The sequence below is a fragment of the Salinispora cortesiana genome (assembly GCF_000484695.1).
Classification (GTDB): Bacteria; Actinomycetota; Actinomycetes; order Mycobacteriales; family Micromonosporaceae; genus Micromonospora; species Micromonospora cortesiana.
In genome coordinates, this window is sequence record NZ_AXVR01000069.1 from 1 (window position 1) to 18150 (window position 18150).

20 protein-coding genes and 2 pseudogenes are annotated in these 18150 nt (G+C 69.9%); 11 read left to right on the forward strand and 11 right to left on the reverse strand.

Going from position 1 to position 18150, the window contains the following annotated elements; genetic code table 11:
* Nucleotides 1-283 precede the first annotated feature (283 nt).
* From K228_RS0121245 to K228_RS30455, 3 genes and pseudogenes are all read right to left on the reverse strand, one after another.
* On the reverse strand, nt 284-793 hold the full coding sequence (locus K228_RS0121245; RefSeq protein WP_245603538.1) for a DinB family protein: 510 nt from the start codon (nt 791-793) through the stop codon (nt 284-286).
* A 166-nt stretch (nt 794-959) separates the two neighbouring features.
* Nucleotides 960-1607, reverse strand: a complete 648-nt coding sequence (locus K228_RS0121250; RefSeq protein WP_025620241.1) for a maleylpyruvate isomerase family mycothiol-dependent enzyme — start codon at nt 1605-1607, stop codon at nt 960-962.
* Nucleotides 1608-1669: 62 nt separating this feature from the next.
* Nucleotides 1670-2017 (reverse strand): annotated as a pseudogene (locus K228_RS30455) (hypothetical protein); the annotation flags it as partial.
* A 27-nt stretch (nt 2018-2044) separates the two neighbouring features.
* Here K228_RS30455 and K228_RS0121255 point away from each other — a divergent pair.
* Complete coding sequence (locus K228_RS0121255) at nt 2045-3037, forward strand: MerR family transcriptional regulator (protein WP_025620242.1); 993 nt, start codon at nt 2045-2047, stop codon at nt 3035-3037.
* 82 nt (nt 3038-3119) lie between these two features.
* Here the strand turns inward: K228_RS0121255 and K228_RS0121260 are convergent, their stop codons facing one another.
* From K228_RS0121260 to K228_RS0121285, 6 genes are all read right to left on the reverse strand, one after another.
* Nucleotides 3120-3959 (reverse strand): GNAT family N-acetyltransferase, encoded by an 840-nt coding sequence (locus tag K228_RS0121260; protein ID WP_025620243.1) that lies wholly within the window; start codon nt 3957-3959, stop codon nt 3120-3122.
* Nucleotides 3960-4051: 92 nt separating this feature from the next.
* Complete coding sequence (gene ispG, locus K228_RS0121265; RefSeq protein WP_025620244.1) at nt 4052-5224, reverse strand: flavodoxin-dependent (E)-4-hydroxy-3-methylbut-2-enyl-diphosphate synthase; 1173 nt, start codon at nt 5222-5224, stop codon at nt 4052-4054.
* Between the two features lie 9 nt (nt 5225-5233).
* A complete protein-coding gene (locus K228_RS0121270; RefSeq protein ID WP_025620245.1) occupies nt 5234-6484 on the reverse strand; it encodes a M50 family metallopeptidase in 1251 nt (416 codons plus the stop codon).
* On the reverse strand, nt 6484-7695 hold the full coding sequence (gene dxr / locus K228_RS0121275) for a 1-deoxy-D-xylulose-5-phosphate reductoisomerase (RefSeq protein WP_025620246.1): 1212 nt from the start codon (nt 7693-7695) through the stop codon (nt 6484-6486). Before dxr ends, K228_RS0121270 begins: the two co-directional genes overlap by 1 nt.
* 99 nt (nt 7696-7794) lie before the next feature.
* Nucleotides 7795-8019, reverse strand: a complete 225-nt coding sequence (locus K228_RS0121280; protein WP_018253649.1) for a DUF397 domain-containing protein — start codon at nt 8017-8019, stop codon at nt 7795-7797.
* Nucleotides 8020-8023: 4 nt separating this feature from the next.
* A complete protein-coding gene (locus K228_RS0121285) occupies nt 8024-8905 on the reverse strand; it encodes a helix-turn-helix domain-containing protein (RefSeq protein WP_025620247.1) in 882 nt (293 codons plus the stop codon).
* Between the two features lie 253 nt (nt 8906-9158).
* On the opposite strand from K228_RS0121285, the gene K228_RS29700 reads away from it, so the two are divergent.
* The 4 genes from K228_RS29700 (at nt 9159) to K228_RS0121305 (ending at nt 10576) form a co-directional block, all read left to right on the forward strand.
* On the forward strand, nt 9159-9362 hold the full coding sequence (locus K228_RS29700) for a hypothetical protein (protein WP_025620248.1): 204 nt from the start codon (nt 9159-9161) through the stop codon (nt 9360-9362).
* 5 nt (nt 9363-9367) lie between these two features.
* Nucleotides 9368-9634 (forward strand): hypothetical protein, encoded by a 267-nt coding sequence (locus tag K228_RS0121295; protein WP_025620249.1) that lies wholly within the window; start codon nt 9368-9370, stop codon nt 9632-9634.
* Nucleotides 9635-9927: 293 nt separating this feature from the next.
* Nucleotides 9928-10167: a DUF6289 family protein gene (locus K228_RS0121300; protein WP_025620250.1), complete on the forward strand. Its 240-nt coding sequence runs from the start codon at nt 9928-9930 to the stop codon at nt 10165-10167.
* A gap of 22 nt (nt 10168-10189) precedes the next feature.
* Nucleotides 10190-10576: a VOC family protein gene (locus tag K228_RS0121305; RefSeq protein WP_018253654.1), complete on the forward strand. Its 387-nt coding sequence runs from the start codon at nt 10190-10192 to the stop codon at nt 10574-10576.
* Nucleotides 10577-10680: 104 nt separating this feature from the next.
* On the opposite strand, the gene K228_RS0121310 is transcribed toward K228_RS0121305, so the two are convergent.
* Together K228_RS0121310 and K228_RS0121315 are read right to left on the reverse strand one after the other, a co-directional pair.
* Nucleotides 10681-11385 carry a carbon-nitrogen hydrolase family protein gene (locus tag K228_RS0121310; RefSeq protein WP_025620251.1) on the reverse strand — a complete coding sequence of 235 codons (705 nt, stop codon included), beginning with the start codon at nt 11383-11385 and terminating at the stop codon, nt 10681-10683.
* A gap of 20 nt (nt 11386-11405) precedes the next feature.
* Nucleotides 11406-12134: a Clp protease N-terminal domain-containing protein gene (locus tag K228_RS0121315; RefSeq protein WP_025620252.1), complete on the reverse strand. Its 729-nt coding sequence runs from the start codon at nt 12132-12134 to the stop codon at nt 11406-11408.
* Nucleotides 12135-12274: 140 nt separating this feature from the next.
* Between K228_RS0121315 and K228_RS0121320 the strand changes: the two genes are divergently transcribed.
* The 6 genes and pseudogenes from K228_RS0121320 to K228_RS25955 all read left to right on the forward strand — a co-directional run.
* Nucleotides 12275-12799 (forward strand): PadR family transcriptional regulator, encoded by a 525-nt coding sequence (locus K228_RS0121320; RefSeq protein ID WP_018253657.1) that lies wholly within the window; start codon nt 12275-12277, stop codon nt 12797-12799.
* Nucleotides 12796-13524, forward strand: a complete 729-nt coding sequence (locus K228_RS0121325; protein ID WP_018253658.1) for an ABC transporter ATP-binding protein — start codon at nt 12796-12798, stop codon at nt 13522-13524. The genes K228_RS0121320 and K228_RS0121325 overlap by 4 nt, the downstream gene beginning before the upstream one ends.
* Nucleotides 13521-15737 (forward strand): ABC transporter permease, encoded by a 2217-nt coding sequence (locus K228_RS0121330; RefSeq protein WP_025620253.1) that lies wholly within the window; start codon nt 13521-13523, stop codon nt 15735-15737. Before K228_RS0121325 ends, K228_RS0121330 begins: the two co-directional genes overlap by 4 nt.
* Nucleotides 15738-15903: 166 nt before the next feature.
* On the forward strand, nt 15904-17178 hold the full coding sequence (locus K228_RS0121335; RefSeq protein WP_025620254.1) for a cytochrome P450: 1275 nt from the start codon (nt 15904-15906) through the stop codon (nt 17176-17178).
* An 11-nt stretch (nt 17179-17189) separates the two neighbouring features.
* Entirely contained in the window at nt 17190-17396 is a 207-nt protein-coding gene (locus K228_RS0121340; protein WP_025620255.1) for a (4Fe-4S)-binding protein, read from the forward strand.
* A 140-nt stretch (nt 17397-17536) separates the two neighbouring features.
* A pseudogene (locus K228_RS25955) lies at nt 17537-17851 on the forward strand (GntR family transcriptional regulator); the annotation flags it as partial.
* Between the last annotated feature and the right edge of the window lie 299 nt (nt 17852-18150).

Here is an 18150-nt window from a genome sequence, read left to right on the forward strand (position 1 = left end):
TTCCTGGACGGTTTGAAGCAGGTCGAGGGCTGGCAGGAGATGCCGTTGACCGAGGCCGCGCAGACGGTGCAGGTGTCGGCGTACCCGTTCCACTACGCCCAGTGGGAGACCCAGGCCGCCGACCTCGTCGCCGAGCACTGGACCAACTGACCCACCCACCGCAGCAGCCACCAACAAACCCCCACCCACAGACCCAACCCACACAAGGGGGAAAGAAACTGTCGGCCGGCACCCGAAACCGGGCGCCGGCCAACAGCCGTCTCCGGCCGGCCTGGACACCTAACTACTGCCCTCTGCGCCCATCGATGCACTCGCGAAGCAGGTCGGCGTGGCCCAGGTGGCGGGCGTACTCCTCGATCAGGTGGACCAGGACTTCCCGTAGCTCCACATCGTCTGCTCCCCGGGCGTCCAGCTCCGTTCGCGCGACGAACTCGTCAGCGGCATCGCACTGCCGCTGCCACTCCTGGAATGCCGCCTCGACGTCGGAGTCCGTGGGCACCGGAAAGGTGAACTCTTCGCTGTGCACCCCGTTGGGGCGGAAGGGGCGCAGACCGCTGTCGCCCTGCATCACCCGCTGGAACCACCCGTGCTCGACCGCGGCCAGGTGCCGGACGAGCCCCAGCAGCGTCAGCTCCGACGGAGGCACCACGGGGTTCGCAAGCTGCTCCGGTGTCAGCCCCGCGCACTTGAGCCGCAGCGTCTGCCGCTGAAAGTTCAGATAGCGGAGGAGCACGTCTCGCTCGCCGTGGACGGTGCCCTGGTCCCGCGGGTCCTGTGCGGGCGAGACGAACATGTTCTGCCAGCCGAAGCCCTTGCCCTCCCATTGATCATTCACGAATGAAGTCTGCTCGACTGGGCCGGGGCCAGGCAACAGCGCCCACAGGGCTCGCCGGGGATGGCCAGCCCTGGAGTGCCGAGCGCTCGCCTTCGGCCCGGCGTGATCGCGGGCGCCACCTGGGTCACCGTCCGGAGGTGACGCGCTCGATGAGGGTCGCGGCCCCGGGCCCGGTGAGCTCGTCGGGTGCAACCGGCCGACCGGAGACCGCGAGCAGGAGGGAGAGAGCCGCACCCCGCACCTCGGGCCCGACTCCACTGTCCACGGCAGCATCGGAGCTGACCAGTCGCAGCCCACTCGCACGCTCCTTGCCGCCGCCCAGCTGCACCGTCGTGCGTAGTTGGAAGGTCAGCGCCGCCGCCACCTGCTCGACCGGGTATTCACCGCGAAGCCCAACTGCCCGTCGGATGTCCTCGCCGTGCACGAATGCCTCGACGAGGCGGGTGACGATCGCGGCCGGTGGGGTGCTGGTGCGGGTCACGACCGCGCGGAGGGCGGCGAGGGTGTCCACCGGGTCCTCGCGCCGTTCGCGGGCGAGCCCCACCGCATTCTGGCGGTCGAAATCGAAGCGGGCGGTGACCATGTCTCGGACGAAGCGGAGCCGCGTCGTCTTCGCGGTGTCGACCAGGTGCGCCACGACGTCGTGGACGTCCCACCCGGGGCAGGCGGTCGGGGCAGCCCACTGCTCAGGCCCCAGGGTCTCGAGGCTGCGCACGAGAGCCGCGCGTTCGTGGTGAATGACAGTCCACACCGCAGCATGCCGGCTATTCATGGCGCCACCCAAGCAGCAGGGGCTGACACTGCCGGGTGGGCCGGCGGAGTGTCAGATCTCGTCACAAAGGTGGGTCCGTTCTGCGGATGATCCTTCCACAACTCACCGCGTTGGCCGTGCACCATCACCGGCCTGATGTCCTCGCCGAGCTCGAGCTCGAGCTCGAGCTCGGGACGTGGGCGCCGGTCACGAACGCTCAGGGAAACCACCACTCTCCCCGTCCACATCCTGGTACCCCGCGTGGAAGCGCCCGTCGTGAGAGCCTGCAGTCCCGCCCACCGCTGCCGGGGTTCGCCGGACGCGTCGGCGATCTCGGTCAACAGACGGTGGCGGGCTGGATCAGCACCTCGTCGGGGGGCTGGTCGACCGGGGGCCGTCGGCCGGGTACTGGACCAAAACTTGCGTCTCAAGCTGCTGGAGGTTGCAAGGTGAGCCTCATGGACATGAACAAGCTGTACCCAATCGGCGATGTCGCCCGGCGGACCGGCCTGAGCATCAGCGCCGTCCGGTACTACGCGGACGTCGGTGTCGTCACGCCCTCCGCCAGCAACCCGGCTGGCCATCGCCTGTACGACGTGTCGGCCATCGCTCGGCTGGAACTGGTCCGGACGCTACGGGAGCTCGGTGCCGGCCTGGGCGAAATCCGGCGGGTGCTGGCCGGTGAGGCGACGTTGCGCGAGTTGGCCGCCACCCACCTGGCCCTGTTGGAGCGACAGGAGGCGGGGCTGCGCAGGCGTCGCGCGGTGCTGTCGACGATCCTCAAACAGGACTCCACGGCCGAGCAGGTATTGCTGATGCACAAGCTGGTCGGACTGTCGGACGAGGAGCGCCACCAGTTGATAGACGAGTTCTGGACCGAGGTCTGCACCGATTGGGAGCCGCCGGAACGGATGACTGAGTGGTGGCGGGCGGCGCGACCGGAACTGCCCGACTATCCCGCCACGGCCCAGTTGGAGGCGTGGATCGAGCTGGCCGAGCTGGTCCAGGACAAGGAAATGCGGCAGGCCGTACGCCGTCAGCTGTACGAGGCATGCACCACCGGGGCCGGGCCGCTGATGACCTCGTCGCCGATGCTGGACAGCCTGGAGGCGGCCACGCCGATCAGCCAGGCCGCGATGGACGCGTCGCGAGAGCAGGTGCCACCGGACTCGCCACGGGGGCGGGAGATCGCCGACCAATGGATCGGGTGGTTGTCCGGCGTCTTCGCAACGCCGGACAGCCCCGGGTCACCCGACACTCCTGAGTTCCGGATCCAGGCGGCTGACCACCTGCTGGCGGGTGCGGAGTGGGACCGCACACCGCCGCAGCCGGAGGGACCGTATGACCGATACATGGCGTTGGTCATGACCGTGAACAACGCGCCGCAGGAGCAGTTCCCGTGGGAGTGGCTAGCCGCGGCACTGCGCGCATCCGCCCTGCCTCCTCGCTGACGCTTCACGGCCCGGGGTCGTGCTTGTATTCAGCCGGAGCTGCCGGCGAGGCTGATCCAGTGGCTGGCTGCGGGTTGCTCGCTCAGAACAAGATGGTGGCCAGGGTGCCCACCGGGCGGAAGCCACAGCGTTCGTAAACCCGCCGGGCGGCCTGGTTGAAGTCGTTGACATAGAGGCTTACCGTCGGCGCGCAGCGGTGCAGCGCGTCCCGGACGACGGTGGCCATCGCCGCCGCGGCGATCCCCCGGCCCCGCCACTCGGGGGCCACCCAGACCCCCTGCACCTGGGCGGTGCGCCGGGTCACCACCGCCAGCTCGGCCTTGAAGACGACCTCGCCGTCAATGAAACGGACGTATGCCCGACCGGCCCGAACCAGGTCCTGGACCCGACGGTAGTAGCCGCGCCCGGCGTCCTCGGCCAGCGGCGAGACACCGACCTCCTCGGTGTACATGGCCACGGCGGCCGGGAAGAGCCGGTCCACCTCGTTGCGGCGTACGTGACGCACCTGCGGGTCCGGGGCCACGGCGGGCACGGTGTCGGTGGCGAGCAACGGCTGGTTGGGGCGGACGTCGCGGGCCGGACCCCAGGTCGAGGCGAGCCGCTCCCAGAGGCCGAGCACCGCGTCGGCCCGGCCGACGATCGACGAGCAGAGCCGCTCCTGCCCGGCGAGCAGGTCGGCGTAGGCGGCGATCGCCGGCTCGGTCGCGAGCACCGGAGTGAGGTTGCCGCCCAGCCAGCAGACGGATTCCAGGCTTCGACGGGGGCCGTAGCCGAGGACCCGTCCCTCGGACCGCCACCAGCCGAGCCCGCGCGCGGCGACCCGCTCGGCGACCTGTGCGCCCGCATACGGGTCAAGGTCGAGCAGCTGCTCGACCGCGCGACGCTCCGATTCCCCGAGTTGCCGTACCGGCGTCGTCAGCACGGTTTTCAGCCTGCCAGATCAGCGGAGCCGGCGTTGGCCGACCGGCCTACTCGGCCGCCCGCTGAGGGGAACGGCCCGCGAGCCGGGTGGGGTCAGTGCACGCTCACGGTGGCGCCGCCGGCCAGGCTCCGCAGCTCCTCGGGGAGCTCGGCGCCCATCTCCTCGGCGAGGCGAAGCGCCTCCTCGATGAGGGTCTCCACGATCTGGCCCTCCGGGACGGTCTTGATGACCTGGCCCTTGACGAAGATCTGGCCCTTGCCGTTGCCGGAGGCCACCCCCAGGTCGGCCTCCCGGGCCTCACCCGGGCCGTTGACCACACAGCCCATCACGGCGACCCGCAGCGGCACCGGCAGCCCCTCCAGGCCGGCGGTGACCTCCTCGGCGAGCTTGTACACGTCGACCTGGGCCCGGCCGCAGGACGGGCAGGAGACGATCTCCAGACCGCGCTCGCGCAGACCGAGCGACTCCAGGATCGCGGCGCCGACCTTGATCTCCTCCACCGGCGGGGCGGAGAGCGACACCCGGATGGTGTCGCCGATCCCCTCGGCGAGCAGTGCGCCGAAGGCCACCGCCGACTTGATCGTGCCCTGGAACGCCGGCCCGGCCTCGGTGACCCCGAGGTGCAGCGGATAGTCGCACGCCTCGGCGAGCTGCCGGTAGGCCCGGACCATCACCACCGGGTCGTTGTGCTTTACCGAGATCTTGATGTCCCGGAAGCCGTGCTCCTCGAAGAGCGAGCACTCCCAGAGCGCCGACTCGACCAGCGCCTCCGCGGTCGCCTTGCCGTGCTTGGCCAGCAGCCGCTTGTCCAGCGAGCCGGCGTTCACGCCGATCCGGATCGGTACGCCCGCGTCGCCGGCGGCCTTCGCGATCTCCTTGACCTTGTCGTCGAACTGCCGGATGTTGCCCGGGTTCACCCGCACCGCCGCGCAGCCCGCCTCGATCGCGGCGAAGACGTACCGGGGCTGGAAGTGGATGTCGGCGATCACCGGGAGCTGCGACTTGCGGGCGATCGCCGGCAACGCCTCGACGTCGTCCTGGCTGGGTACGGCGACCCGGACGATCTGGCAGCCGGCGGCGGTCAGCTCGGCGATCTGCTGCAGCGTGGCGTTCACGTCGGCGGTGAGCGTGGTGGTCATCGACTGCACCGACACCGGTGCACCCCCACCGACCGGCACCGGACCGACCATGATCTTGCGGCTCGTGCGACGGGGCGCGAGCGGCGGCGGCGGTACGGCGGGGATACCGAGACTGACAGCGGTCACTTCAGGCACTCACCTTGTGAAGAGCGTGATCGGGTTGACGACGTCCGCGGTGATGGTCAGCAGCGTGAACGCGCCACCGATCAGGATCACCGCGTACGTCACGGGCATCAGCTTGAGATAGTCGACCCGGCCCGGGTCGGGGCGGCGCAGCCCGGCGTAGACCCAGGAGCGGGCCCGCTCGAACCAGGCGATGGCGATGTGGCCGCCGTCCAGCGGCAGCAGCGGCAGCAGGTTGAACACGCCGATGAAGAAGTTCAGCGAGACGAAGAGCATGAAGAAGAGCAGCCAGGCGTCGTTCTCCACCGCCTCGCCGCCGATCCGGCTCGCGCCGACCACGCTGATCGGGGTGTCCACGTCCCGCTCGCCGCCGGTGATCGCCGTCCAGAGCGCCGGGACCTTCTGCGGGATCCGCTTCATCGCCTCGTACGTGTTCACCGCCATGGTGCCGGTGAACTCGGCGGTGCCGCCGACGGCGCCGACCGGGCCGTACTCGATCCGGCTGGGGGTGCTGGGGATGAGCCCGACGCCGAGCGCGGCGACCGGCCCGACGGTGCCCTCCGGGTCGTCCAGCGGCGGGCGTTGGGTCTGCCCGAGCGTCACGGTCGTGCTGCCCGGCTGGTCGTCCCGCAGGTACTCGACCTGCGCCGGCTGCCCCGGCTGCTGGGCGCGCAGGGCGACGAGCAGGTCACCGTAGCTGGTGACGGGGGTGCCGTTGACCGCGGTGATCTGGTCGCCGTCGCGCAGCTCGCCCTGCGCGGCCGGGCTGGCCGGGTCGGCGTCGGTGCAGGCGCGGGCCTCGTTCTCCGGGACGACGCAGTTGGCGAGCTGGATGACCGCCGGCTCCTGCCGGACCTGCGCCAGGGTGCTCGGGAAGTTCGGGTTGGGCAGACCGGCGGTGATCGCGATGATCCAGAGCGCGATCAGGGCCAGCGCGAAGTGCGTGATCGAGCCGGCGGACATCACGATCGTCCGCTTCCAGACCGGGAACCGCCACATCGCCCGCGGCTGGTCGGCCGGGTCGACGTCGTCGTCCTGCGGAGTCATCCCGACGATCTTGCAGAAGCCGCCGAGCGGGATGCCCTTGAGGCCGTACTCCGTCTCGCCCCGCCTGAACGACCAGAGGGTCGGGCCGAAGCCGACGAAGTAGCGGGTCACCTTCATGCCGAAGGCCTTCGCCGTCAGCAGGTGCCCCGCTTCGTGCAGACTCACCGAGATCAGGATGGCGAGGGCGAAGAGCGTCACCCCGAGCAGGTAGGCCATCAAGCTCCTTCCACTGACTTCTCGATGATTGTCTGCGCGTGCCCGCGCGCCCACGACTCGGCCGCGAGCACGTCCTCGACGGTACCTGGTTCACCGAAGTCAGGAGCCTCGGCCAGCACCTGCTCCAAGGTGTCGACGATGCCGAGGAAGGGCAGCCGTCCGGCGACGAACGCCGCGACGCACTCCTCGTTGGCCGCGTTGTAGATCGCCGGGCGGCAGCACCCGGCCTCGCCGGCCGCCTTGGCGAGCGCGACCGCCGGGAAGGCCACGTCGTCCAGCGGCGCGAACTCCCAGGTGTGGCTGGTCGTCCAGTCAACGGCGGGGGCAGCGTCGGCGACCCGGTCCGGCCAGCCGAGGCCGAGCGCGATCGGCAGCCGCATGTCCGGCGGACTGGCCTGGGCGATGGTGGAGCCGTCCACGAACTCGACCATCGAATGGATCACCGAGGTCGGGTGGACCAGTACGGTGATGTCGGCGTATGGCACGTCGAAGAGCTCGTGCGCCTCGATCACCTCCAGCGCCTTGTTGACCATCGTGGCGGAGTTGATCGTGACGACCGGCCCCATGTTCCAGGTCGGGTGGGCGAGCGCCTGCTCCGGTGTGACCTGGGTCAACTCGTCGCGCCGCCGCCCCCGGAACGGGCCGCCGCTGGCGGTGACGAGCAACCGGCGCACCTCGGGGCGGGACCCGGAACGCAGACACTGGGCGAGCGCGGTGTGCTCGGAGTCGACCGGGACGATCTGCCCCGGCCGGGTCACCGCGGCCCGCACCAGGGGGCCGCCGGCGACCAGCGACTCCTTGTTGGCCAGGGCCAGGGTCCGCCCGGCACGCAGCGCGGCCAGGGTCGGCGCGAGCCCGAGCGAGCCGACCACGCCGTTGAGCACCACGTCGCTTCGCCACTGGGCCAACTCGGTCATCGCGTCCGGCCCGGCGATGATCTTCGGCAGCTTGACCTCGCCCCGGGACCAGCCGCGGCGGCTCGCCTCCGCATAGAAGGCGAGCTGGAGATCCTGTGCGGCGGACGCCCGCGCCACGCCGACCGCCTCCACGCCGAACTCCAGGGCCTGCGCGGCGAGCAACCCGACGTTGCCGCCGCCGGCGCCGAGCGCCGCCACCCGGAACCGGTCCGGGTTACGGCGCACGATGTCGATGGCCTGGGTGCCGATCGAACCGGTGGAGCCGAGCAACACGACGTCGCGGGGAGAAGTCACCCCGCCATTGTTCCCCAGCCGGTTCGGCGCTCGCCGGGAGCCTCAGCCGACGCGCCGAAGGCCGGTGCCGGCACCTCGCCGACACCGGCCAACCGCAGCTCAGAGCTGGTGGTCGCGCTCCCCACTCGGGACGGCGGCGACGAACCGGGCCCAGGCCGCCGAGCCGAAGCTCAGCGCCGGCCCCGGCCGATCCTTGCTGTCCCGTACCCCGACGACGCCATCCCGCGCGCCAACGACGCCGTCTCCGGTGCCGGCCGGGGCAGCGAACGCCGCCACCTCGACGCAGTCACCCTCGCCACCGGATCGGGACGACTTACGCCACACCCCGTCATGCCTCATCGGTCATCTCCCTCGCAATCGCCGCGATCAACTCACGGGACTCGTCAACACCCCGCGTTCGCTCGCTGAGCGAGCGCCAGGTGTCCTCGTAGGTCTGGATCTCGTGGGCCTTGTCCAGGTAGACCGCCCCGCACGGCCCGTCCGTGTAGATGGTCGTCGGCTCCGGCTCCCGCACGTCGGTCGGGAACTCCAGCATGGTGAAGGTGCCCGCCTGCGCCCAGCGGAACACCCCGGCGCTCAGCGGCAGCACCCGGAGGCCGACGTTGTGTCGCTCCCCGCTGACGAGTAGCGCCTCGAGTTGGCGCACCATCGCCGACCGGTCGCGCAACGGCCGCCGCAGCACCGCCTCGTTCAGCACCACCTCAAGCTGGGGCGCCCGCGGGATCGCCCGAACCAGCAGTCGCTGCCGGTGCAGCCGGACCTCCACCTTCGCCTGGCGCTCCGCCGCACTGAGCTGCGGATGATCGGTGGCGATCACCTCGGTCATGTACTCCACGGTCTGCAACAGACCAGGAATCAGGTCCACCTCATATTTTCGGATCCGGGTCGCGGCGGCTTCCAGGCCGACGTACAGCTTGAACCAGTCCTTGATCGCCGAACCGTAGCTGTGCCACCAGCCGTGGGCCTTGGTCTCCCGGGCCAGCGCCCGCATCGTCTCGATCGTCTCCCGGGCCGCCCCGTAGACCCGGCACATGGCCTCCACATCGTTGGGGTGCATGGGGACCTGGCCGGTCTCGTACCGCCAGATCCGGGGCGCCGACCACTCCAGTTCCTTCGCGGCAGCCGACACCGTGACATACGCGTTTTCTCGAAGCTCTCTCAGATATCTCCCGAGTTGCCTACGCGGAACGGTGCTCCCCGAGTCCTCCACGCCATCTCCTTTACTGTCGTCGCGTTAGGCACCTCATCCCTTGGTCCGCATCCTCCCGCGAGACATTGCCATCAATCCAGGGTTGCAATAAATCTTGTCTGAGACCGGCCACATATCGGCAGCGGTCACCCCGGGGCGGGCACCCTCCCCCCACCTCATCCAGGTGCCCGCCCCGGCCTTGACAGCAACCAGAAGGAGCACCCGTGAACGCCATCGACGACGGTTCGGCCAGACACCCGAAGGCGGCCCGAAGATGATCTACCTGAGCCAGGGCCGGCTGCGCGGGTACCGGGTCCGGAGTGTCCCCGCGAACACCGAGGCAGAGCGGATCCGGCAGCCCCTGCGCCAGTGGCAGTCCCGACACACCGACTGCTGCCACCAGACCGACGCGCCGCACACTCGCCGGGTGGGCAACACCAGCACGCACCGCACCCCCGGCACGGCCAACAGCGGGTAGCGTCGATGGCCGCGCGCTGGGTCCTGCACCTGCCCACCACCCTCACCAACCAGGACGATGCGGTCCGCCTCGCCGCGGCGCTCCGCGACTCCCTCGCGCACGTCACCGTCCTCGACTTCGGCGAAACCACGCTCAGCGAGGAAGACCGCCAGCTGCTGCGGACCCGGGTTTGGTGCGATGCCCGGCTCGACGAAGCAGGCCGCTGCCGCCGCCGCGCCGACCACGCCGGGCCCTGCGGTAGCGCCGCAAGGCAATGCGGCTTACGCCGTTGATACCGCTGAAGCCACCGGCTTTAGCAATTTGGCGTGGAGCAATAGAACTCGCGATCGCACCATAGTAGACAATGCCCCCACATTGCCTACCCGGCCGCTCCCCGCGTGGGCCGCCCCGAAACCCGGCGCCACCGGCAGGAATGTCGCTGGATTCGGACAAATCCTGCGCCGCGTAAGGCGCCGGGAAACAACGTGTACACGAAAAGCTGAGTTGTTATTTGTTTCGCACTGGTTAATGCTTACGGCACCGTCGACTCTCGATTGATCAACCGCAGCACCGGAGGTGCAGCACCATGATCCGACGTCTCTTCGTCGTCCTGGCCTTCCTCGCCACCGCCGTCCTCGTCTCGCCCGCCGCACCCGCGTCGGCTCGCGCCTGCACGTTCGGCTTCGAGTGCTACACGACCTTCTACTCCGACCCGTCGCACACCGCCATGGTGGGAAGCCTCCACGAGGACTGCCAGGGTGAGCCCACCATGGTCGGCAGCCGCAGCGGCTTCAAGACGTTCCAGGAGTATCCCTGCCCACAGTGACCCCCGGAGTACCGTCTCCGCCATGAGCACCGACGCCACCTCGGCAGCCACGGCCCGCTACGTCGCCGTCACCTTCGACTGCCCCGACCCGATCGCGCTGGCGCGCTTCTACAGCAGCGCTCTCGGCCTGCCCATCACCTACTCCTCCGACGAGTTCGCCCTCCTCGGCGAGGAGGGCGTTCCCGGACTCGGCTTCAGCCGGCTGGCCGGATACACGCCTCCTACCTGGCCGGACCCATCCCAGGAGAAGCAGGCTCACCTCGACCTGGCCGTTGACGACCTCGACGCCGCCCAAACCCGACTACTCGCCCTGGGCGCCACCGAGCCCCCAACCCAGCCGCAGCCGGATCGATGGCGAGTGCTGCTGGACCCCGCCGGTCACCCGTTCTGCATCACCACCGGCGTCTGAGCGAGCTGCACTCAGCCCCGACCGGGCGTGGTCCAGCGCCACTCACTGTCAACCAGGAGGAACCACCAGCCACCTGCGGATCACCCCGTGCTGACCCGGCCGCGTCAGCGCACCCTCCTGGCGAAGACCGTGCGGGCCAGATCATCGGGGGCTGCGCTCGCCTCGGCGACCAGCTCCCCGGCAGCGGACCAGATGCCCGAGCGGCCGGACGTTCGGGCGAAGCCGCCACCGGTCGGGCCGGCGAAGGCCGCAGTGGCCGCCCAGATGCCGTGGTCGGCGGCGACCCGACGGGCCCGCTCACCCAGCAGCTCGGCCTCGTCCTCGGCGTGCACGACCCCGGCCACATAGCCGTCAATCCCGAGCGCGGCCGTCTGCGCGGCGTGCTCGGGGACGCCGGTGTCACGGCAAACGGCGAGCCCCAGCCGCCATCCGTCCACGTCGATCACGGCCGGCTCGCCGGGGACGAAGTGGAGAGTCTCCGGACCGTGCAGGTGGACCTTCCGGTAGGCCACCCGCGCGCCCTCCCCGTCCACCGCCAGCACGCCGATGCCCGGCCCCGGCACCGGGGCGCCGACGAGTGCCAGCGCCCCGGTGTCGGCACAGGCGTTGACGATGGGGGCCAGCCGTTCGTCGCTGGGGGCGACTGGCAGCGCGTCCAGTTCGTAGCCGGTCAGCGACATCTCGGGAAACACCACCACTCGCGCGTCCGCCACCCGGACAGCCGCCGCGTGCGCCTCCGCGTTGACCAGCACGTCGTACGCGACGCACCGTGGCTGTGCCACCGCGATGCTCAACGACTGCCCTGTCATGTCTCCCCTCTCTGCCTCGCCTAGCTCTTGCGGGCGAGCGCGGCGAGTGCACCCTGGATCGCGGCCGCCAGCCCCTCCTTCTCGAGGCCGAGGCCGGTGAGCACGCCGTCGCCGCCCTCCTCCTCGAGCAGGGCGAGCACGATGTGCTCGGTACCGAGGTAATTGTGGCCGAGTCGAAGCCCCTCCCGGAAGGTGAGCTCCAGCACCTTCTTGCCCCGTGCGTCGTACGGGATCAGGTCCGGGACCTGCGCGACACGCGGCGGCAGGGTCGCCGCGACCGCGTCCCGGAGCCGGTCCAGGGACACCCCACGCGCCTTGATCAGCTGCGGGGCGAGTGCGTCCGGATCGACCAGCAGACCCAACGCCAGGTGCGCCGGACCGATCTCGGCGTTTCCGGCGGCGCGCGCCTCCTCCTGGGAGGCGACGACGACGTTGCGGGCCCGGGTGGTGAACCGGCTGAAGCCGCCATCCGACTCCAGCGCCGCGGCCGTCGCCACCTTCGCCACCGAACGCTTCTGGGCGGCCTGCTTGCTGACGCCCATGCTGCGACCGATCTCGGTCCACGAGGCGCCCGAGCGTCGGGCCTGGTCAACGAAGTGGCCGATCAGATGGTCGGTCACTTCGCCGAGGTGTTCGCCGGCCAGGACCGCGTCGGCGAGTTGGTCCAGCGCGCTGGTGCGCCCCTGCTTGATGTGGTCGATCAGCTCGTCGAGGCGTACCGGGTGGGTCGTCATTAATGGTTCCGTCATGCGTCAACCATAGGTTGACGGAGGCTTGCCGTCAACCGTAAGTTGACGATCCGCCGCGACCCCTGCGGCCACCGCCCCCGGCGGACCACCAGCCACAGTAGGTTGCACGTGTAGATGTCGCGTGTATAGAGTCCCGGGGCGTGGATAACACGACAACCCTCCTCGGTCTCCTCGGCACCGGTGCGAGCTACGGCTACGACCTGAAAGGCCGGTACGACCGCTGGTTCGGGCTGAAGAAACCGCTGGCGTTCGGGCAGGTCTACACCACCCTGACCCGGCTGATGCGCAACGGCTGGATCGTCGCGATCGGCGCCGAGGCCGGCGCCGGCCCGGAGCGCAAGCGCTACGGGATCACTCCCGCCGGCCGCGCCCGGGTGCTGGAGTGGATCTTCACCCCCGAGGTGCCGTCGGAGACCCTGCAGAGCGACCTCTTCGCCAAGACAATCATCGCGCTGCTCCTCGGCGACGACGCCGGCCGGCTGCTGGACCTGCAACGAAGCCGGCACATGGCGCGGATGCGGGAATTGACCAACGAGAAGCGGGGAGCGGGCCTCGCCGTCGTCCTCGCCTGCGACCACGCCCTGTTCCACATCGAAGCGGACCTGCGCTGGATCGACCTGACCGCGGCCCGCCTCTCCCAGCTACAAGCCGAGGTAAAGAAGTGAACAAGGTGGAGACCATCAGTACGTCGGCGCGCGCCCCCGAGGGCGGGTCGGCTCCCCTCCTGCGGGCGCGGGGGCTGCGGCTCGCGTTCGGGCTGACCGAAGCCCTGCGCGGCGTCGACCTGGACTGCCACGCCGGCGAAATCATCGCCGTAACCGGCCCGTCCGGGTCAGGAAAATCCACCCTCCTCCACGTGCTCGCCGGGGTCCTGGTCCCAGACGAGGGCACCGTGGACTACGACACGGTTCGCCTCACCGACCTCAACGAGACGGGCCGGTCCCGGCTCCGCCTGGACAAGTTCGGATTCGTCTTTCAATACGGGCAGCTCCTGCCCGACCTGACCGCGGTGGACAACGTGACGATTCCCCTCCTGCTGGCCGGCGTGAAACGCCGCGAGGCCCGCCGCCGGGCTGACTCCTGGCTCGACCGGCTCGGCCTGGCCGAGTGCTCCCGGAAACTGCCGGGGCAGCTCTCCGGCGGGCAGGCGCAGCGGGTCGCCGTCGCCCGAGCCCTGGCCACCACGCCGACCATGCTCTTCGCCGACGAGCCGACCGGATCACTGGACTCACTCGCCGCCGAGACGGTGATGCTCGCGCTCACCGAGGCGGCGCGAGACGCCAACACCGCCGTCATCCTCACCACCCACGACCCACGTACGGCCGCCTACGCCGACTGGGAAGTCGTCGTCCGCGATGGACAGATCACGGTCGGAGGGGCGTACCGATGAGGCTGTTCACCCTGACGAGACTCGTCACGGCGGAGGGCCGCGGGGCAGCCGGGCGGCTGATCGGCATGGCCGGCGGCATCGCGGTCGGGGTCGCCCTACTGCTGCTGCTCCTTGGCGCCTACGGCGGAATCACCTCTCGCTCCGAACGCCTCAGCTGGCCCGACCTGCACCACGGCGAGGTGACCCAGGTCCCGGACCCCGCTGCCGCCGCGCCGACCGACGAGTCCGTGCTGGCGGCGACCAGCCTGGAGCACTTTGACGGGAGGGAAATCATCAGAGTCGACATCGTCGCGACGCCGGACTCGACCGTGGTTGTACCCGGAGTCGGGCAGCCCCCGGCGGCCGGCACTTATCACGCCTCCCCCGCGTTGACCGCCCTCATCGAGGCGAACCCCACCGATATCCTCGGTTCCCGGTACGGCACCCGGGCCGGCTCCATCGACGAGGCGGGCCTCGCGGGCCCGGACTCCCTGGTTGTCGTGACCGGGACGACGACCGAGAACCTACGCTCATCCGGGTATGGCAGGGCGGGAAGCGTCCTCCTCGGCGGGGGCGCCTGGTCGGTCACGGAGTTCCGCGGGGTTTCCTATCCCAGCAGCAACTACCGCACCATCACCATCATCGGCGCCATCGCCATTCTGCTCCCCGTCCTGATCCTGGTCGGCATCGTCACCCGCCTCGGCGCGGCCACCCGCGCCGAACGCTTCGCCGCCCTACGCCTCATCGGCGCCACCCCCCGCCGGGTCGCCGCCATCGCCGCCACCGAAACCGGCGTGACCAGCCTCGTGGGCGCCCTGGCCGGGGTGGCCCTGGCGTGGCTGCTCATCCCGGTCGCCGCCCTGGTCGAAATAGACGACGGCCGACTGTTCCGCACCGACCTGACCGTGCCGCCGAGCACCGTGCTCATCGTCGTCGCGAGTGTCGTGGCCGGCTGCACCGCCGTCGCCGGGTGGCGCACCAGCCGGGCCCGGATCGGGCCCCTCGGTGGCAGCCGGGAGCGAACCGAGCGCCGCCCCACCGCCCTCGGCATAGTGCCGCTCATCGCCGGTGTGGTGGTGCTGCTGGGCGCCACGACCGCCGCCCTGCGGCACACCCCACTCCCCCATACCGACCGGATCCTCATCGCCGGTTTCGTCCTGCTCCTGGTCGGGCTGATCGCCGCCGGGCCGGTGCTCACCTACTGGATCGCTCGGATCGCGGCCCGGGGTGCGCACCGCACCGCCGGGGTGATCGCGATGAACCGCATCCAACAACACCCACGGGCCACCTTCCGCGCGGTCAGCGGCCTGGTCGCCGCCATCTTCCTGGTCTCGGTCTTCTCCGCCGGGATCACCACCGTCGCCGAGGAGTCGCTCACCGAAGACTCCGCGCATCTCTCGCCCACCACCCTGATCGCCTCGCTCAGCTCGCCGCCGCCGGACGATGCCAGCGCAGCGGCGTCCGGGATCACCGCGGTCACCGCCGCGGCATCCCGGATCGCCCGCACCGACGGAGTCGCCGCGACCGCGATCGGCTACTCCCACCCCGAGAGCGGATCCGTCTTCACCGCCGCTGACGCCGCCCTCGTCGGCTTGCCCTCCCCCGAGGGCGCCAGCCACATCCAGGTCACCGGCGGCTTCTTCGGCGACGGCCCGCTGGTCACCCGCCCAGCGGCCACACCGGACCCCAGGCCGGGGATTCTGGTCGTCGCCACCGACGGCACGACGCATTCGGTCGAACGCGCCCGCACCGCAATCCTCGGTAGCAAGCTAGACCTGTCATCACCACCCAGGACCCAGGCCGACCACGAGAGCGCCCGGCTACACACCTGGGCCGACCGCTACGCCAACCTCGGCCACCTGGGCGTACTCGTGGCCACCCTGATCTCCGCGGTCTCCCTCGCCGTCTCCAGCATCGCCGCCATCCTGGACCGCAAACGGGTACTCGGCCTGCTCCGCCTCATGGGAATGCCCGCATCGACCGTACGCCGTGTCATCGTCGCCGAAGCCGCCCTGCCGCTCGCCACGGTCTTCGCGCTCTGCGTCGGACTGGGAATCCTCACCGCCTGGTGCCTCATCGCCGGCCTCACCGAAGGCCGACGAACAATCACCTGGCTGCCCCCGTCCTACTACCTGATCCTCGCCACGAGCCTCGCGCTCGCCGCGACCGCGGTGATCTCCACTTTCCGTACGGCGCGCACGAGCACCACCATCGAAGCGACCCGGATCGGATAGGTGTCCACTGTCGGCCCGCCCGGGCCGGACCAGACCTCCGGCCCGGCCGGCCGGTAGACAGACCAGCCAAGCCATCGACGGTCAGGCATGGACGGAGCGCCACCGTCCGGCTAGCCTGAGGCCGAGCGGACGGGACAACATCCACTTCTGCGAGGTGACGATCGCCATGCCAGAGACTGCCTCGATCACTACGACAGGGACCGCCTCGACCGCTACGACCGGTGCTGCCTCCGGCAAGGTCACCGACGCCGAGTTTCCCGTCGCACGTGGATGCCCCTTCAGCACACCCGCCGAATACGAACAGATCAGGGAACACTCCCCGATCGCCAAGGTCCGTCTGACGACCGGCCGCGAAGCATGGTGGATCGCCGGACACGAGCTGGGACGCGCCGTCCTGGCCGACCGGCGATTCTCCTCCGACCGCCGCAGGGACAACTTCCCGTTCGTCAGCACCGACCCGGAGACCAGAAAGCAGTTGCAGGACCAGCCCACCTCCATGCTCGGCATGGATGGCGCCGAGCACGCCCAGACGCGGCGGGCCCTGATGGGCGAGTTCACCGTCCGGCGGATGGCCGGGCTGCGGCCACGAATCCAGCAGATTGTCGACCAGCACATCGACGAGATGCTGTCTTCCGAGCAACGCTCCGCCGACTTGGTCGAAGCGCTGTCGCTGCCGGTGCCGTCGCTGGTCATCTGCGAACTACTCGGCGTCCCCTACGCCGACCACGACTTCTTCCAGGGCCTCACCGGCCCCTTGCTCCGCCACACCACACCGCCAGAGGCTCGGGGTCGGATCCAGGAGGAACTGAACACCTACCTCGGCACCCTGATCGACCGCAAGCTCACCGACCCCACCGACGACCTACTCGGCCGGCAGATCGCCAAACAACACGCTGCCGGCACCTTCGATCGCACGAGCCTGGTCAGTATGGCCTTCCTCCTGCTCGTCGCCGGCCACGAGACCACCGCGAACATGATCTCCCTCGGCGTCGTGGGGCTGCTCCAACACCCCGACCAGCTAGCCATGATCAAAAATGACCCGGAGAAGACACCACCGGCCGTCGAGGAGCTACTGCGCTACTTCACCATCGCCGACACGGTCACCGCCCGCGTGGCCACCGAGGACGTACAGCTCGGCGACACCACCATCAACGCCGGCGACGGAGTCGTCATCTCCGGGCTGGCCGCCGACCACGACCCGACGGTCTTCACCGACCCAGACCGGATCGACCTCGAACGCGGCGCGCGCCACCACGTCGCCTTCGGCTTCGGCCCGCACCAGTGCATCGGCCAAACCCTGGCCCGCATGGAGCTGCAAATCGTCTTCGACACCCTGTTCCGCCGCATCCCCACCCTCCGCCTGGCCGCACCGCTCGACGACATCCCGTTCAAGTCCGACGCGTTCGTCTACGGCGCCGAAAAACTCCCCGTCGCCTGGTAACGGAGGACCACATGCGAATCGACGCGAACACCGACGTCTGCATCGGGGCCGGCCAGTGCGTCCTGACCGACCCGACCGTGTTCGACCAGCACGACGACGGCATCGTCATGCTCATCACCAAACACCCCGAAGGCGAAGCCGCCCACCGCGCCCGCGAGGCCGTCGAACTCTGCCCGTCAGGCGCGCTCTCCGTGATTGAGGAACCAGGCGACAGTTAGCCCGTGTCTGCCTGCACATCTCCACCGCGTTGGTGGAGCAGTCCCGCCGGGCCGACCAGGCTCCTACCTTGCGCCTGAGCATCGACCAGATCCGCGACGGACGCCTCAACCCCAACGACCCACTACCGTCCGCCCGCAAGATGGCCGACCTCTACGCCGTGGCCTCCATGACCGCCCAACGCCCGCTACGCGAACTCCAACACCGACGCATCACCTACAGCGTCACCGGCAAAGGCACCTTCGTACACCCCGACGCCTTCGACCTCCTCCGCGGCGGTGTCCTCCGCGAACCCATCGATGACCCCGACCTCCGACACCGAGTCGCCGCCTACCTCACCGACCAACAAGCCATCACCATCCGCTACCACCACGCCCGCACCACCGACGACAAGAACGCAGCCCTACACGACCTACTGCACCACGCCGACACCAACAACGACCTCATCGACGAAGTGAGGGACTGCGTAGATTTCCGTGTTTGACCTGGGTGTGGTCCGTTGGACAGGACGTTGATCCTGTCCAGGAAGGACCACGTCATGGCAGACAAGAAGAACACGGTTCAGCTTCCGCAGCCGTCGGCGGCGGAGGTGGAGTTCGCGTAGCAGCTGGTCGAGCGGGCCAAGGCCGATGGAGTCTCGTTGGTCGGTCCGGGTGGGCTCCTCGCGGGGATCACCCGCACGGTCCTGGAATCAGCGCTCGACGCCGAACTGGATGCCCACCTCGACGAGGTCGGCGTCGACGAGGAGTCGGGTCG